The organism is Bacillus niameyensis (assembly GCF_001375535.1).
Taxonomy (GTDB): domain Bacteria; phylum Bacillota; class Bacilli; order Bacillales; family Bacillaceae_C; genus Lederbergia; species Lederbergia niameyensis.
Map to the genome: position 1 here is coordinate 3,634,192 of NZ_LN831197.1, position 16,714 is coordinate 3,650,905.

General features: G+C 38.8%; 13 protein-coding genes. 6 read left to right on the forward strand and 7 right to left on the reverse strand.

Annotated elements, in window-relative coordinates; translation table 11 throughout:
- Positions 1-54: 54 nt before the first annotated feature.
- From BN1243_RS16885 to BN1243_RS16905, 5 genes are all read right to left on the reverse strand, one after another.
- Positions 55-1,374, reverse strand: a complete 1,320-nt coding sequence (locus tag BN1243_RS16885; RefSeq protein ID WP_062108768.1) for an ABC transporter substrate-binding protein — start codon at positions 1,372-1,374, stop codon at positions 55-57.
- Between the two features lie 175 nt (positions 1,375-1,549).
- On the reverse strand, positions 1,550-2,629 hold the full coding sequence (locus BN1243_RS16890; protein ID WP_062108769.1) for a glycoside hydrolase family 76 protein: 1,080 nt from the start codon (positions 2,627-2,629) through the stop codon (positions 1,550-1,552).
- Between the two features lie 164 nt (positions 2,630-2,793).
- Entirely contained in the window at positions 2,794-3,942 is a 1,149-nt protein-coding gene (locus BN1243_RS16895; RefSeq protein WP_062108771.1) for a GntR family transcriptional regulator, read from the reverse strand.
- A gap of 278 nt (positions 3,943-4,220) precedes the next feature.
- Entirely contained in the window at positions 4,221-4,829 is a 609-nt protein-coding gene (locus BN1243_RS16900) for a GDSL-type esterase/lipase family protein (RefSeq protein ID WP_062108772.1), read from the reverse strand.
- A gap of 166 nt (positions 4,830-4,995) precedes the next feature.
- Positions 4,996-5,685: a sensor histidine kinase gene (locus BN1243_RS16905; RefSeq protein ID WP_154669886.1), complete on the reverse strand. Its 690-nt coding sequence runs from the start codon at positions 5,683-5,685 to the stop codon at positions 4,996-4,998.
- Positions 5,686-6,219: 534 nt separating this feature from the next.
- Here BN1243_RS16905 and BN1243_RS16910 point away from each other — a divergent pair.
- Positions 6,220-7,017 (forward strand): AAC(3) family N-acetyltransferase, encoded by a 798-nt coding sequence (locus tag BN1243_RS16910; protein ID WP_062108777.1) that lies wholly within the window; start codon positions 6,220-6,222, stop codon positions 7,015-7,017.
- Positions 7,018-7,047: 30 nt separating this feature from the next.
- Here the strand turns inward: BN1243_RS16910 and BN1243_RS16915 are convergent, their stop codons facing one another.
- On the reverse strand, positions 7,048-7,971 hold the full coding sequence (locus tag BN1243_RS16915; protein WP_062108784.1) for a M23 family metallopeptidase: 924 nt from the start codon (positions 7,969-7,971) through the stop codon (positions 7,048-7,050).
- 419 nt (positions 7,972-8,390) lie between these two features.
- Between BN1243_RS16915 and BN1243_RS16920 the strand changes: the two genes are divergently transcribed.
- The 4 genes from BN1243_RS16920 (at position 8,391) to BN1243_RS16935 (ending at position 12,795) form a co-directional block, all read left to right on the forward strand.
- Positions 8,391-9,992: an FAD-dependent oxidoreductase gene (locus BN1243_RS16920; protein WP_084782038.1), complete on the forward strand. Its 1,602-nt coding sequence runs from the start codon at positions 8,391-8,393 to the stop codon at positions 9,990-9,992.
- A gap of 127 nt (positions 9,993-10,119) precedes the next feature.
- On the forward strand, positions 10,120-10,716 hold the full coding sequence (locus BN1243_RS16925) for a hypothetical protein (protein ID WP_062108786.1): 597 nt from the start codon (positions 10,120-10,122) through the stop codon (positions 10,714-10,716).
- Between the two features lie 153 nt (positions 10,717-10,869).
- Positions 10,870-11,901, forward strand: a complete 1,032-nt coding sequence (locus BN1243_RS16930) for a glycoside hydrolase family 18 protein (protein WP_230200237.1) — start codon at positions 10,870-10,872, stop codon at positions 11,899-11,901.
- Between the two features lie 78 nt (positions 11,902-11,979).
- Positions 11,980-12,795: a class I SAM-dependent methyltransferase gene (locus BN1243_RS16935; protein ID WP_062108790.1), complete on the forward strand. Its 816-nt coding sequence runs from the start codon at positions 11,980-11,982 to the stop codon at positions 12,793-12,795.
- Positions 12,796-13,134: 339 nt separating this feature from the next.
- Here BN1243_RS16935 and pepF read toward each other — a convergent pair whose 3' ends face one another.
- Positions 13,135-14,940 (reverse strand): oligoendopeptidase F, encoded by a 1,806-nt coding sequence (gene pepF, locus BN1243_RS16940; protein ID WP_062108792.1) that lies wholly within the window; start codon positions 14,938-14,940, stop codon positions 13,135-13,137.
- A gap of 279 nt (positions 14,941-15,219) precedes the next feature.
- On the opposite strand from pepF, the gene BN1243_RS16945 reads away from it, so the two are divergent.
- Positions 15,220-16,710 (forward strand): spore germination protein, encoded by a 1,491-nt coding sequence (locus BN1243_RS16945; RefSeq protein WP_084782041.1) that lies wholly within the window; start codon positions 15,220-15,222, stop codon positions 16,708-16,710.
- Positions 16,711-16,714: the final 4 nt, after the last annotated feature.

Here is a 16,714-nt window from a genome sequence, read left to right on the forward strand (position 1 = left end):
TGAATATGGTTCTAGACCGAATTCATACAGGCTATATGGGCTCATTTCCCTTTATTATTGCTGAGCTTTGGCATCTTTAATTTTTGTTTCCGATTCCTCGGTGACTACGCGTAAAAATTCGCTTGCATCCATTCCAGATTCATAAAACTTTTGCATATCGATCGAGACATATTTGTCCCACATACTAATTCTTTCGGGTGGTGGAGCGGTATTGTTTTTGAATATGGCAGGGATATTTTTTCCTTGGGCACTTTCATAGTCTGCATAAAATTCATCTTGTAAATCTTGGCTATTCGTAACGATCCCAATTCCGTTGCGCGACATCCATTTCTGATATTCATCGGAAGAAAAATACTCAAAGATTTTGACGACATCATTTGGATGTTCCGTATTAGGATTTAAGGTTAATGTGTGTAAGAAACCTCTTGGTCCTACACCTGGGCGATCAGACCATGTAGGAATAGTTGCAATATCGTAGTTAAGATCGTCATCTTTCCTCCAGTTGATAGCCTGTGCATTCGTTACAACCATAGCTGTTGTCCGCTGCAGGAAGCGTTCATCAGTAAAAACATTTCCTTCGTAATTACTTGGGAGACTATCAAAATAGCTCTTATACATATTCATAAAATCGGAAAATTCCTTTTGGTTAACAACTTTGACTTCTCCAGTCTCAGGGTCCGTTGCGTTGACCGAAAGCTGTGATAACATAACCTCTTCACCAAAGTCCAGACCCCTGTATTGTATACCATCGCGTTCTTGGGTCAGTTCGCGGGACAAGTCGATTAATTGATCCCAAGTCATGTCATCTGATGGATAGTCAACACCAAACAGATCAAATAAATCTTTATTATACATGATGACATAGTACGTATCTTCATATGGCCAGGATAAAAGTCGTCCTTCTTTATCTCTCGCTCTAATTGTATCTAGTAATGCTTGGTTTAAATGACTTGTATCGATACCGTTCAATTCGAGCAAATCAGTTAAATCTTGATCGACTTGAAAATATTCTATATCCTCCTGGGATAATGTAAAAAAGAAATCGGGGTTCGTTCCACTACTAAACATTTCTTCTAACGCTTGCCTATCAAAGTTATTAACATGGACATGTTCTAATGTTATATGAGGAAACTTTGATTCAACCGGCTCTTTGAACCGATCGTTAAACATATTTTCATCCCAAAGGGTGCCTACTGATAAAGTGATTGGGTCGTTTTTTTCTTCGGTTCCCTCTGAGTTTTTCGGCGTTTGTTCCTTATCCGTTGATTGTGGTGTGCTGTTAGTATCTGTCTCCTCATTCGAACAGGCGATGAGCAACATTGTTGTCAAAGTGATAAATCCACAGATTAAAAGTAACCTTTTGAGCACTTTCATTCCTTTTCCCCCTTATTTTTTATTCCAACAGAAGGCTCTCACTACAAGGAAGGTGTAAGGCAGAGCATGATGAGTATGTGAGAAAGCTAGTGTTAACATTGATATTATTCGTGTAGTAGGTGAGGACATTATTATTGTGATGATAGCAATGGTGAGAAGTGACTAACACGCTGTGTTATTCAAATTGTGTAAGTAAAGCATAAAATTCGACCATCGGTGCTTGGTCCAATAACCATTTATGCTTTTCATTTACCTTTGTTTTACCAGACCAATCAGGGCTAAAAAGTCCATTTTGATCACGAGCATGTTCCCAAGCATAAATTACGTTTTCTCTCATTCTATTTATATAAGTAAGGTTTTTTTGTGGATCAGCTTCATATAACGCCAAATATCCTTTAAATAAAATTACGTTAAACCAAGGGGAGGCAGGGAAAAAGGCGATCTGATCGTCAGACTGTTGTTTTGTAAAGTGGGCTAGACTATTGTCGGCTAGCTTTAAAGCTTCATCTAAATAAACTTTGTCTTTCGTTTCTTTATAAAGGAGAGCGTTTGTGTGGATAATTGTCCCGGTGTTGTACGTATAGGTCGTTTTGTCAAAGGAACCGTCTAATGTAAAATTATCGCCATAGACACCGCAATCGGGATCGAAAAGACCTTTCGTCCAGTCTAATATTTTAATTGCCCAAGCCATGTAGCGATCGTCTCCAGTTTCCTCATATAGCTTCATTGCCAGCACAGCTGCAGGGCCATTGGAACACGTATTTTTCGAAGTTTTATTATCTTCCTGCCAATAAATGCCGCCATCTAGTTTTTCATCCCAACCACTGATTGAAAAATCAAACATTTCTTTTGCTAAATGAAGGTATTGTTCATCACCAAGAGTACGATATGCTTCAATAAAATCTAATCCAAGCCATTGGTTGTCATCATAAAATTTCGAACCGCCCCCTTGTTTGCGGATATAAGAATCATAGGCGACAGGCTTAGCAGTTTCATCACGGTAATACTCTAGCTCGTTCAATACACGGGTTAAATCATTTTGGTACTGTTCTTCTTGCCCTTTTATTTTAGCAAGTGCGTTTACAGCGGAAAGGACACCGGAAAAGGGCCATAAATAAGAAAAGTCTCGATCATCTGCCCGTTTTACGTAGTTTTCAAGAAATAATTGATCACTTTTTACATAATAAAAGTCCATTAATGCTTCATAAGCTTCATGTGCCTTTTCTTTGAATGATTTATTTAATGTCACATCCATGCTCTCAACTCCCCTTTTATTAAAATATATTTTTGCGAATATCCAACATTTAGGAGATTCTTTTCGTCATAAAGCGCTTTCAATAATATAATAATGGTATATCAGCATTAATGTCAATATATATTTTTAATACTGATATATTAATATAAAAGAAGGACAGGTTGTTATCTTCTAGCAGCGGTTGTGGATTCCCCAATAATGAGTTCAGCATCTAATAATTGCCCTGGAGAAGTAGGAGAGCCTTCCTTCATTTTTACAATATGTTCAACAGCTTTCCTGCCAATTTCCTTTTCTTGCTGTTTTAAATGTGTAAAAGTAAATACATCTTGATAAGGCAGGTCAGGGCTGTCGAAGCTAATGATAGAAATGTCCTCTGGAACTCGAAGCTGCAGTTCTTGAATCGCCTTTTTTGCAATCAAAGCAATATTGTATTCGACAGCAAAGAGGGCGGTTATTTCAGGATTACTTTGCAAATGCTTTTTAATTTTTTCTTGATCAGCTTCAATGTTTTTCTCGGTAAACTGATTCGGTAAAGTACTCGTAATGTCGTTAAGCCATAGAGTCTTATTAACTGCGATCCCTTTATCATCGTGCGCCTCGATAAATCCTTCAATTCTTTCCTCGATTGCCGTTGTATCGATTGGAGGAGGAGAGAGCAGACCGATATGCTGATGTTTTAAATCGAATAGATAGTCTATCGCTTTTTTGGAAGCAATGACATTATCGGTGCTAATGGAAGTAGCAGCGATTCCCTTAAAGTAGCGATCTATTAAGACGAGGGGAAATTTATTGATGACCAATTTTAAAATTTCTTCATTGAAGTATTCCCCCTGTGCAGGAAATACAATTAAACCATCCACTCCTAAATGAAGCAATTCCCTAATAGCATTCACTTCATTTTCAATCGTCCCCATTGTTCGGCGAATAACGGGAAAGCATTCATGTTCTCTCGATGCTTCTTCAACACCATGGACAATTTTCGTTCCATAACTATAATCAAAATCAGTCATTACAAGGCCAATTAATAATCGATTTGCCTTTTTTATCTCAGCAGTTTGCATAATCGCTGACTTTTCTAACTCGTTAAATTCGCTTACAAATGAACCTTTACCAGGTAATCTTATAATTAACCCTTCATTAGCTAGCAGCTCCAGAGCCTTTTTACTCGTAATCCGGCTAACATTGTATAATTCCGCTAATTCCTTTTCTGAAGGGACACGATCGCCTTCTTTATAATGCTTCGTTTGTATTTGCTCAGCCAAATCATCATAAATCTGTTCATACATGGGCTTACTAACTTTTTCTTCGTTCATTTTCATATCCTCCTCGACTGCCTACATACCATATATATTAATATATCATTACAGGGCAAGGAAATAAACTACGAAATTCCGGATAAGTTAAGAGAGTGAGCTAAGGGGGCATATTTCTCTATTTATGTTAAGGAGTCTTTTTAGCGTGAAGAAGGGAGAGCACAACGAGGACGCTGAAAAACCCGACATATACTTTGTAGAGGAAAATTTACAATATTAGTCGTAATAAGGTTTCAACGCCTCTTTATGGAAAAATCCGACGCCATTCTTAAATGGCTTTAATGAAATTCCGTCACAAACTTTTTAATCAGTTGAACCCAAGCTAAGTATCCCTGCCCTGATAAGTGGCAACCATCTAATGTATAGTTTTCATCTAACTCCTTATTTTTCAGTACATGCGGGTAAAGATCAATGAAACTTACCGAATGTATTTTTGCTAAGTCGGCTAACTTGGCGTTCAATTTTTCCACAACGCCGTTATCAATCTTGTGATGGAAAACGCTATTATTCACAGGTAACAAACTTTGAATATATAGTTTAGTATCTGGCAATTTAGATTTAACTTGAGTAATGATAGATTCGTAGTTTGCCAAGATATGATCTGAATCCCGCCCATCATATATATCGTTTATGCCGATCATGAGAAAAACTTTTTTTGGCTTCAAGGTAACAATCTCGTCGAGCCTGCGTAAAACACCTAAAGAACGGTCACTGTCGATTCCTCTATTTAAAACCGTTAACCCCGGAAAAAATTCATGCCATTGATTACGCTGTGTTAAGCTGTCACCTACAAAAACGATAGCACCTTCGCTACGAGGCAATACTTTGAATAAGTCCATTCTGCTTACATACATCGGAAAAGATAAAAATTCTACATTATCATTCATCTTACATACTCCTTTCTAAAACGAGATGGATACATATTACTTTATTAATAATATCGATTTATTAGTAAGTTTGCTAGGGCAAACAGTCTCGCACGAGAAAACACTCCCGCCAAGTTTGAAAGACTCTGCGGGAGTGTCGTTACTTTATTCTGAGGATGGTTCTCCATCATACTACTGGCAACTTAATGGTAAAGACTGTCCATTCTTCAGATGAATGACAAAATAATTCTCCATTTTGCCTTTCAATGATTTCTTTACAAATGTATAAGCCTAATCCTGTTCCTGTATCTTTCGTAGTGACAAATGGTTCAAAGATTTTCCTTGCAATGCTTTCGGGGATTTTCGGGCCGGAATTCGCGATCTCAATATAAGTGTAGCCGTTTTTTGCGTAGCAATGAATGTCGATTAACGATTTTTTTTCTTGAGCAGCCATTGCTTCGACTGCGTTAAAAAGGATGTTGATGATCACTTGTTTCAATTCTTCTCGATTTCCGCTTACATATAAGTTCGACACTACATTTTTCTCCAATTGTACATTGAACTCAAGCATTCTTGGCAAAAGAGTGGCGGTAACCTGATCCAAAAGATCATTAAGGTTAAAAATCATTTGTTCATGGTCGAAGGAATTCGCATTTAAAAATTCATTAGTTTTGCTTTTTAATTGTTCTACTTCGTCCAAAATGATGTCCAAATAGGGGAGATCAGGATGATCCGCGTTCAGCAGTTGAACGAATCCATGTATGACGGTTAAAGGATTTCTAAATTCATGAACGAAACTTGAAGCCACAAGACCTGAAAGATTTTGTACATCCAGCGGGTTTTCTTCTAATTTGACTGAAGATTGTAATGGTTTCATTGTTCCATCTTTCACCTCTCCTATTGGTATTTTTTCGTCATTATTTTAAGTATTTCTATTATGTATAGTTAGTACTCGTCATAAATATGACAAGAAAATGAAAAAATTGTCGGTCTGTTTTTTTGAAAACAGATATATCGAGGGAAATTTCAAAATAAGGAGAAATCCAATGGCATTATCTTTCCCTATCAATTTTAAAAAGGCTACCCCAAGGATAAAGACGGTGATAGTTCAAGTAAAGTTTCACATAAATTTTTAAGAGATTTATAAAACCGTTACCAGCTAATGGAAGAATAGTAAGTTTCTACTAGAAATTATTCGGAATTCAAAAGATTATCTTTGGAAAATGAAGGAATTCCTTCGAAAGTCGGGAAATTCCTTCTCAAATTCAATAAAGTCCCTTCCAAAATTAAGAAATTTTCCTCAGCAGTCGTTCGAAAAAGAAACTATAGCCATAATAAGGAAGAAAACTCTGATTATGATAGAATCTGAGTAGGGTGACCCTCCGTATAATTAATAAGGCAGGTAAAAAAGATGTATACTAAACAATTATTGCAAAGTCAGTTGGAAAAGTTAGGGATTCATAAACAGGGAACGTTATTGGTTCATTCATCATTTAAAAGCATTGGGGAGGTAGATGGAGGACCAGATACTGTGTTAGATAGTTTGTCTGAATATATGAAAGATGGTTTGTTAGTATTACCGACACATACATGGTCTTATATTGATGGGAAAAATCCAATCTTTTCTGTGGAGGATTCACCAACTTGTGTCGGGATTTTAACAGAGCGTTTCCGTAAACGTAAAGGCGTTGTTCGGTCGTGGCATCCGACTCATTCTGTTGCTGCTATTGGGAAGGATGCGACTGCATTCACAAGTGGTGATGAAAAATTTGATACACCATGTGCTAGAGGTTCTGCTTGGGGGAAATTATTAGATCGACAAGCACAAATTATGCTGGTTGGGGTAGATTTGCGAAGGAATACTTTTATGCATGGGGTGGAAGAGTGGCTAGATATTCCTGGTAGATTAACAGATACACATGAATCGCTCTATACGGTCTTACCAGATGGAAGGAAATTATCTGTGCCATCTCGAAGACACTATGGTTTATCGTGGTCGGAGCATTTTTGGAAGGTAGAAGATTATTTTCTTCAATTAGAGGCTATGTATATTGGGACATTTGGCGATGCAGAAGTACGAGTCTGTGACACAGTCAAAATGACCGAAATACTTACAGAAATGCTGACTATCGACCCCGAGTTATTTTCGGATAATGAACCTTTAAGTGAAAAATTCAAACAAGAGTTTGAAGCGATGTTGTCACGATAACAAAGAGAGAAAGCCCGGTTGTCCCGGGCTTTACTTAATGACTGCACCAGTAGATGGGGCAGCATAGATATTGACTGTTCCGAAGTCGCCTGTCTTAATCGTGTAAACGTCTTTTTGTGGATTTCCGATAATTTCATACGTTAACCCGCCGAATTTTTTGGGATTGAGGAATCCTTTTTCATTTCCAGTTACGGGTGCTTTATTTAGTGGATAGACGCGCCAAGAATCGCTGTTTTTTGGCAACACAAGGGTTTTATTCTTAGGCTTTGCCACTACAGCGGCAGCGGTATTCGGATTGATCCAACTGCCTGGAGTACCTTTCTTTTTTGTGACGTTAATCATTCCGTCAGATGTGTTGAAAATATAGTACGTTCCAGCTTTTACTGTTGTTTTTTTATTTTTACCAGCTTTAGCATCTGCAGCGTTAACATAACCTGGTGTGTCCTTTTTTACTTGATACGCATCATTAGGCCTTGGCGCTGGTTCAACTGGTTTCGTAACAGGTGTTTCATATGGGTAATAAGATTTTAAATAATCTGTTGGATTTAAATAACCATTACTATTATCGGGTGACCAGCCATAACTAGGGAAAGTACCCCTTCTTACTTCATAGTGTAAATGTGAACCCGTAACTTCCCCTGTCGCCCCTTGATAGCCGATAACTTGCCCTTTTTTAACGGATGCTCCTGTAAGGACAGCTACTCTATCCAAATGCGCGTAAACTTGTCCGTGACCATTCTTATCCTTTATCACGACCACATTTCCGTAACCGCCCAATCCTGTCCCTGACCTGCCTGCTCCCGCAAATAAAACTGAGCCTTCTGTAAAAGCCTCGATCGGTGCCTTATGTTTCTTCACAAGGTCAATACCTTTGTGAAAGGTCTGCCCTGTACCTGTTATAGGATTTCTTATCCAGCCAAATGGAGAAGTAACTCTGTAACCTTCGAATGGCATATACATCGCTCCTTTAATATATATAATGTTTCAATCCATTAAAACGGAAAGGCGGAGTAACCAGGAAATATGAACTAAAATTCACGTTGCAAGGGGTCAAATGCAAGTCTCATGATTGCATTAGTTTTAAAAGCTGCCATAGTCTATGCATTCTGTCTTTAAAATGTCGATAATTGCGAAGACGTATACAAAGGTGAAAATAGGTGCTATCCTTTCTTTTAAAAAGGTAAGTTTTTTATTTTTATCCCGCATTAACTGGCTGTAAGACCCCCACTGATTGAAGTTTCGCATGCTCCTTTTATTTGAAAGGTATTTTTCTGGAATATCAGCTATGATAGAGTAGTAGCGCTTTCAAAGTGGATTACTAGTTTGTAAATGTAAATGCCATCATTTGTCACTACAGAGTGGGAGGGATTTAATTGAGCTTTTCAAACTTGAAATATTATGAACCTGTTGCTGTTTTAGAAGTACCAAGAGAGATAGAAAGAGATCTTATTGTTTATGGGGCTACTCCAGCTGGAATTACAGCTGCTATTCAAGCTAAGAAAATGGGATTAAGTGTAGTTATAGCGGAGTTTAGTCGGAATATTGGCGGGATTACAGCTAGTGGTTTAGGGGCGACTGATCTAGGCGCAAAGGAAGCGGTTGGCGGTTTATCGAGAGAGTTTTATAAAAGACTCGGCGATTATTATGGGGTTGAAGAGCAATGGACATTTGAGCCAAAAGCGGCCCAATATGTATTCAAAACTTGGCTTGAGGAAAATGATATTGAAGTTTTCTATAGGCAACATTTAAAAGCAGTCGTGACAGCAGAAGGGGAAATTAAAGAATTAACGATGGAGGATGGCACCACTTATAGGGGCAGCTACTTTATTGATGCTAGTTACGAAGGGGATTTGCTTGCTAAAGCTGGTGTTTCTTACACTGTCGGAAGGGAAGCTAATGCCACTTATAAGGAAAAATATAATGGTATCTTTTTCGGAACACCTCATCATATGTTTGAACGCTGGGTCGACCCGTATGTAATCGAAGGTGAGCCAGATAGCGGCATATTGCCAGGTATTACAGAGTCTTCAAAGGAAACTCTTGGGTATCAAGGGCAGGGGGATAAAAGGATCCAAGCTTATAACTTTCGGATTTGTTTAACGAAAGACGAAGAAAATAAAATTTCTTTTCCAAAACCACCAAAGTATGATCCGGAAAGGTATATTTTATTGTTGCGTTATATCGAAGCAGGTGTGTGGGATGCGATGAATCTACATACGATGCTCATAAATGGCAAAACCGATTTAAATAATTATGGTGGGTTCTCTACGGATCATATTGGTGCGAATTACGGTTGGCCAGAGGGAAGTTATGAAGAACGAGAAGAAATTTTTCAAGATCATTTCAACTATAATCTTGGAATGCTCTATTTCCTAGCAAATGATGAGCGTGTGCCTCAGTATGTGCGGGATGAAGTTTCGGAGTGGGGATTGCCAAAAGATGAGTTTCTTGAGACAGGGCATTGGCCACATCAATTATATATTCGAGAAGTACGTAGGATGGTCTCCGATTATGTTATGACTGATCATAATTGTTTAGGTTATACGACGGTAGAAGATTCAATTGGACTAGCTTCCTATCAAATGGATTCCCACCATACGAGAAGAGTCATCATCGATGGGCGTAGTTATAATGAGGGAGATGTCGAAATTCCGATCTCACCCTATCCGATTTCATATCGGTCGATACGCCCTAAAATGGAAGATTGTAAGAATCTATTAGTTCCTGTATGTATATCAAGTTCCCATATCGCGTTTGGATCCATTAGAATGGAACCCGTTTTTATGATTTTAGGTCAATCCGCAGGTATCGCTGCCGCATTAGCGCATAAGAACGGTAGCAGCGTCCAGGAAGTCGAATACACGGTGCTTAAATCTGAATTATTAAAAGTGGGGCAAGTACTAGAATGGGATGATTCAATCGAAGATGACCCGATTGCTCGAATGGAAGCGACATTCGGAAAAGAGACTTTGTAAAACAAGTTTTCGATAGCTAACCTCTTTTAGAATGAATGTTGTGCTAACCAAAGTTTTTGGAAAAAGTCCAAAACGATTGTAACCTTAATCTGACCCCCAACGTCTAAAAAAGAAAGGGGGATTGGTTATGAGAATTTTACAAAAAATATCGATTACTGCAGTAGTAATTGGTTTTCTATTTTTGCTTTTTCCAGTGACTAGTTTAGCTTGTTCATGTGTTCCGCCTGGATCTGTGCAGGAGGAAATGGAGAGGAGTTCAGCCGTCTTTTCTGGAAAAGTTGTCGAGATTGTAAATCCAAATGAGAAAAATGAAATTCAGTCTTCGGCTGACTTAGTCGCTGTAAAGATTGAGGTTACAGAATGGTGGAAAGGCGGGAATGAGTCGGAAGTCATCGTTTACACGGAAATGAGCTCAGCAAGCTGCGGGTTTGAATTTTCCCTAAATGAGGAGTATATCGTGTATGCTCATGAGGATGATGACGGTAAGATCAGAGTAAGCTTATGCTCAAGAACCGCCCAATTACAATATGCAGAGGAAGATTTGAAAGAATTAGGTGAAGCAGAAAAACCTGTCAAGCAGGTGAAAGTCAACACGGACGTATCCGATGTCTCTGTAGACAACTCAGTGAATGCTAACCCAACCTTCCTAATCCTTGTTGTTGGCGGCATGGGGCTAGTTACAGCAATTATTTTGTTATTCGTCACAAGACATAGGAGGAATTAAGAAGTGGCTCCCCGTTATAAAATCTCGGGGAGCTATTTCTTTCTGTTTAGGGGGGACGTACAAATAGATTCAAGACCAGAATCTCAAGAATACAAACCAACATTCCTTTGGTAGAATATAAAGGGAAGTACTTTTTGATTCTAAAATGAAAGGGTGTTCAAAGAAGTGACTACTCCATATTATTTTGTTGGTTATAGCACTGGGCGTTCTTTGCCAGATATTACACTAGGGCAAGCAAAAAAGTTAACCCATTTAAATGTTGCCTTTGGGGTTGTGAATGATTCTCATGTTTCTGTCGAACATATGAGAGATTACTTGAGGCATCTTAAAAGATTAAGAGAGTGTAATCCGGAATTAAATATTCTTTTGTCGACAGGTGGCGGAAATCAACATGGTCATAGTGCTTCAACCGCAACGGATGAGGCGATGGAAGAATTGATTAAATCGACGATTGCTGTTGTCAAGGAATTTGATTTTGATGGCATTGATTGTGACTGGGAGTTTCCTTGCTATACAGGTATTATGGAGGAAAAGTATCGTCATACGCAATTGATCAAAAGGTATCGGGAAGAACTGAACAAACTTGAAAAGAAAAATGGCAAAAAATATTGGTTAACGATAGCAGCTGCAACAGGTCAATGGTATATTGATTCAACAGAGCTTGATCTTATTCAGGATGATTTAGACTTTTTAAATTTGATGACCTATGATATGAGATTTAATGATCAACCGACAGGACATCATACGAATCTTTATGAACCTGCTGAAGCTCCTTTTCCTTTAAGTGTGGATACTGGAGTTAAATTGTTGACAGATTTCGGAATGCCAGCGAATAAAATTGTAGTTGGCGCAGCCTTTTATTCGCGGAAATGGGAAGGTGTTCCTAAGGTGAACAATGGTCTAAACGTGCAGGCAGAAACTCCAGGTGGATTTGGACCAGATTATACTGCGATCCATCATATTTATGAAAAACAATTAGGTTTTATTAAATTTTGGGATGATCAAGCTAAAGCTCCGTGGTTATTTAATGGTGATACGTTTATTTCCTACGACGATCCAGAATCGATCAGACTTAAGTGCGAATATGTAAAAGAGCATCGCCTCGGCGGAATGATGTATTGGGAGCACAGCTGTGATCGGACTGGGATCTTGTTTAACACGATTTATGAAACGCTATTTAAATAAAGCTTATTTTGATATGTATAAATATTCTGTGCTATGATAATAGCGAAATTTACATAAAAATAAAGTGGAGGTCTGGCAATGAAAGATATTCGTACGAATAATGTGGAACGTTTTGCTAGGTATGGCATGCTTTATGATCAAAATCGTCCTATACCTCCCAATATAGTTGTTAAAATGTTAACAAGATATTTTGGAGAAGAACCGGAAAGAGTGCTGGATGTTGGTTGTGGCACTGGTCTGTCTTCATTCATCTGGTTAGATAATGCGAAAGAAATTATTGGTGTGGAGCCGAATGATGATATGCGCCAAGTTGCCATGGCAAATTGGCAGGCACAGCAGGGACCCGAAAACCTTCGTTTTGTAAAAGGTTTGTCCTACCAGCTTGAGTTCGAGGCTGATACAGTCGATATTATTACTTGTTCCCAATCTTTTCATTGGATGGATCCCCAACCAACATTACACGAATTTGCTCGTGTACTTCGTCCCGGTGGTGTATTTGCAGCCTATGATTGTGATTGGCCCCCTTCTTTTACAAAGGAGATTGAGGAAGGTTATAAAAATCTCATTGATCTTGCTGACGGACGTGTGAAGGAGCTTTCTTCTGCGGATGGGCTTGCCTATAAATGGAAAAAGGACGAACATCTTCAGCAGATTCGCAATTCAGGATTATTTTCCTTTTCGAAGGAGATCGTTTTTCATCATAGGGAAATATGTGATGCCTCCAGATATTCGAATATTGCTTTAAGCCAAGGCGGCGTCCAAACAGCATTAAAATTGGGAGCAGAAGATCTTCGCCCCGCTATTTCGAAATTTCAGGAGCAAGTTGAAGAAGCGTTCAACGGCCAACCTCAAGAAATTATCTTTAGCTATAGAATGCGTCTGGGGATTAAATAATAGTTGTAATGGTACTCAAGGTTGTCATGGCCCATAGGCCTTGGTTATTCTGAAGAAAGGGCCATGAGACACGTTGTCATAGCCCGTATGCCTTGGTTATCCCGAAGAAAGAGCCATGAGAAGAGTTGTCATGGCCCGTATGCCTTGGTTATTCTGAAGAAAGGGCCATGAGAAGAGTTGTCATAGCCCGTATGCATTGGTTATTCTGAAGAAAGGGCCATGAGACACGTTGTCATGGCCCATGTGCATCGATTTTCTCGAAGAAAGTGCCATGAGAATCCTTGTCATCGCACCTGGGGAGAAAATTCGGGTGGTGCCAGGCACCACCCGAATTATATTTTAGCCGATTTCCTCGGTAAGTTGTTCAATTTGATCAATAAGTTCGCCAATGTAAGCGATCGTGTCACGTAGAGGCTGATCTGTTGTAATATCGATGCCGGCCATTTTGGCGAGATCAGCTGGACTTTTCGAACCGCCCGCTTGGAGAACTGTGAGCCAATCATCAACGGCTGGTTTTCCTTCGTTTAGGACACGTTTCGCCATTTCCGTAGAGATTGTTAAGCCGGCGCTATACGTGTACGGGTACAAGCCCATGTAGTAATGCGGCTGACGCATCCATGTAAGCTCGGCACCTTCGTTAATAACAACAGTGTCACCCCAAAACTCTTCTAAAACGCTTCGTTTCAAATCGTTCAAAATCGTCGCATTCACATTTCCGCCCTCATCAACAAGTTCGTAAACTTTTCGCTGATAGGCTGCTTCAAGTAAGTGAGTAACGAAATTATGATAATACGTACGTGAAACAATCGAAGATAGTACCCAGCGTTTAAATCTTGGGTCATCTGAGTTGGCAAGCAAGTGATTGGCCATGAGCATTTCGTTCATCGTTGATGGTGCTTCAATAAAGTACATCGAAGCTCTAGTATTGAATAAATTTTGATGTTTAAATGCATTGTAGAAATGGCCTGCATGACCAAGTTCATGTGCGAGCACGAACACATCTTCCATGCTGCCTGTCCATGAGATTAATATATATGGGTGGCTGCCATAGGGACTAGAACAAAATGCTCCAGTTGATTTTCCTGCGTTTTGGGCAAAGTCTACCCAACGCTCCGCATAAGCGCGATCCACCATATTTGTATAATCTTCTCCCATAATCGCGAGAGCATCATCAATATATTTTTTCGATTCGCGGGTCGTGATCGTTGGTTCATACGTAGGATCAACAGGAATTTTTAAATCAGCAAACGTCATTTCATCTAACTGATAGATTTTTTGCAAAAGCTTTGCGTATCGGCGCATATGTGGTGCCAATTCCTTCATAATCACATCGATTTGACGGTTATACATCGAACGATCGACATCTTGTCTGATCAATAAATAATCGATAACAGATTTATGTCCACGAAGATCGGCTGTCGTTTTCTCGGTTTGTACATGCGTATCATATGTTTTGGCCGTTGTATGCTGATAGTCTCTTAGCTTAGTAGAGAATGCATCGAAAGCGGCCCTTCTTTTTGCTGTATCAGGTTCAGATTCCCAGCTACCTTCAAAGGAGACATAGCTAAGTGGGTAATTTTCGTCCTCAACCTGGAAATCAGGAAACTTCATATCAACTAATTTCGTTGTATTATATAGGCCATATGGTGCTGAGAAAGTGGAAGAGAAGGCAGCTAATGTTTTCTCAACCTCTGGATGGAGCTGATGTGGCTTCTGCTTAATAATTTTTTCTAAGTAAACGGCAAAGTCTGTAGATTGTTCGCAAGCTTGCTGCAATATTTCAGTAGGTAGTTCTGTTAACTCACTCATTACGAAAGATGTTTGACTACCAATTTTAGCGGCGACTGATCCATACTTGCTATTACGCATTTGGGCCTCGTTATTCGTTTGATCGACGCTAACAGACAAGGAGGCATATGCACCAATTGGAACCATTTGCTCTTGCAATTTTTGATAGGCGTCTAGAACTTGAATCGCTGAGGCAGCATCTTTAATCGTTCCTTTATACGAGTTTGCAAAATTTTCTGCTTCCGTTATGACCGCCTCAACAGCCTCTTCGTAAGCTTGTTCCGTCGCAAATAAATCTTTAAGATTCCATGTTTCTTCTACTTTTACTTGATCACGTGTAGGTAAACTTTTCGCCAAGTGTATCCGCTCCTTTACTTTGAGGGTATTCAAACTTCTATAAGTATAATATAGAATGGTTACACTTTACAAAAAATTCGGATGAATAAGCTATATTTAATAATGCTGAAACTATCATGAAGAGTTAAAAGATATCCCCCTAAGTCAGAAAATTCCCCTAAGATAAAAAGTATTTGTCCCAGAAAAAAATATTTCCTTCAATTGCTCATATTTTCCACTTATTTTTACATACTAACGATACGTATATTGTTTCTAAAATTTTTTGTAATGGAGGCACAAATGGGAAAAAAACAAAAGCCTACATTTCCTTTGACATTAGATCAGCTTGAACAATTATTACTAGGAGAATTTACTAATAACAAGGATTTATTATTTTCCAGGCATGAACATAAAGGAAAGGCGTTAGCTGTATTTTATATACCGTATGTCGTCGAAAGGGATAAGGTCGAGGAATTCATATTATCGCCATTATTGGAAAAAACTATGAAATGGGAGAATCGAACCATTTTAAATGAGATTCCGGTCGGAACAGGTAAAACGATCGGTTCACTAGATGAGATTCTCGAGAAAATTGTGATGGGCCACGTTTTTATTTATATTCAAGGGGAAAAGCAAGCCATTTCCTATATTCTTATTAGCAAGGAAAAGCGAAATTTAGAAAAAGCAGAAACTGAGTCCCTTGTACTAGGTCCTAAAATAGGTTTTACGGAATCGCTAGTTACGAATATGAACATTATCCGCTGGAGAATCCGCTCAAATGATCTAGTATTAGAAGAAATAATAGTGGGGAAAAGTATTCCCACCGAAATTCGATTAGTTTATATGAAGTCTATAGCAAATAATGATGATGTTCAGACAATGCGCCAAAGAATTCAAGATATAGATGTTGATTTTATAGAGGATAGTACAGTATTAAAACAATATATAGAGGATAATACGTATAACCTGTTCCCGCAATTTAATACAACCGAATTACCTGATCGTTTCGCATACGATATTTCCCAAGGGAAAGTAGGTGTATTGGTTGAAAATAGTCCGGTTGGGATTATCGCTCCTTCCACTTTATTTAGTTTTCTTGAATCCACTGAGGATCGATATATGCGCTGGCTCGGGGGTTCATTTTTCCGAATGCTCCGATTTATAGCGATGTTTTTTGCGATTATTGTGACACCTGCCTATGTAGCAGTTGTGACTTATCAATATGCATTGATTCCAACACAGTTATTAATTTCAATTGGAAAATCGCGTGCAGCAGTGCCCTTTCCTCCGCTTTTCGAAGCGCTATTGTTAGAATTTTTAATTGAATTATTACGGGAGGCAGGTGCTAGATTACCCACAAAAGTTGGACAAACAATGGGGATAGTTGGGGGAATTGTCATCGGTCAAGCTGCGGTTGAAGCTGGTTTAACGAGTAATATTCTAATTATTGTTGTGGCAATGAGTGCCCTTGCCTCTTTTACCTTTCCAAATTACTTAATGGGTGCCTCTGTCCGCATTATTCGTTATCCCTTCATTTTTTTAGCTGGAATATTTGGACTTATGGGAATCATGCTTGGATTATGTTTATTAATTATTCATTTATTAAGGTTGACTTCATTAGGGAGACCATACCTTGTTCCTCTTTATCCTTTCCGAATTAAAGACTTTAATAAAACCCTTTTCCGTTCACCGTTACCGTATGAAGCTGATCGAATGACCGCCTATAGACCAAAGAATAAACGGCGTTTTTCAAAGGGCGAGGCAATGAGAAAACGAGATATCGATGAGTAGGTGA

What these genes read in the sequence shown, in the direction of transcription:
- BN1243_RS16885 (WP_062108768.1), bottom strand. Translation starts at nt 1,374, where the DNA reads ATGAAAGTGCTCAAAAGGTTACTTTTAATCTGTGGATTTATCACTTTG.
- BN1243_RS16890 (WP_062108769.1), bottom strand. Translation starts at nt 2,629, where the DNA reads ATGGATGTGACATTAAATAAATCATTCAAAGAAAAGGCACATGAAGCT.
- BN1243_RS16895 (WP_062108771.1), bottom strand. Translation starts at nt 3,942, where the DNA reads ATGAACGAAGAAAAAGTTAGTAAGCCCATGTATGAACAGATTTATGAT.
- BN1243_RS16900 (WP_062108772.1), bottom strand. Translation starts at nt 4,829, where the DNA reads ATGAATGATAATGTAGAATTTTTATCTTTTCCGATGTATGTAAGCAGA.
- BN1243_RS16905 (WP_154669886.1), bottom strand. Translation starts at nt 5,685, where the DNA reads ATGAAACCATTACAATCTTCAGTCAAATTAGAAGAAAACCCGCTGGAT.
- BN1243_RS16910 (WP_062108777.1), top strand. Translation starts at nt 6,220, where the DNA reads ATGTATACTAAACAATTATTGCAAAGTCAGTTGGAAAAGTTAGGGATT.
- BN1243_RS16915 (WP_062108784.1), bottom strand. Translation starts at nt 7,971, where the DNA reads ATGCCATTCGAAGGTTACAGAGTTACTTCTCCATTTGGCTGGATAAGA.
- BN1243_RS16925 (WP_062108786.1), top strand. Translation starts at nt 10,120, where the DNA reads ATGAGAATTTTACAAAAAATATCGATTACTGCAGTAGTAATTGGTTTT.
- BN1243_RS16935 (WP_062108790.1), top strand. Translation starts at nt 11,980, where the DNA reads ATGAAAGATATTCGTACGAATAATGTGGAACGTTTTGCTAGGTATGGC.
- BN1243_RS16945 (WP_084782041.1), top strand. Translation starts at nt 15,220, where the DNA reads ATGGGAAAAAAACAAAAGCCTACATTTCCTTTGACATTAGATCAGCTT.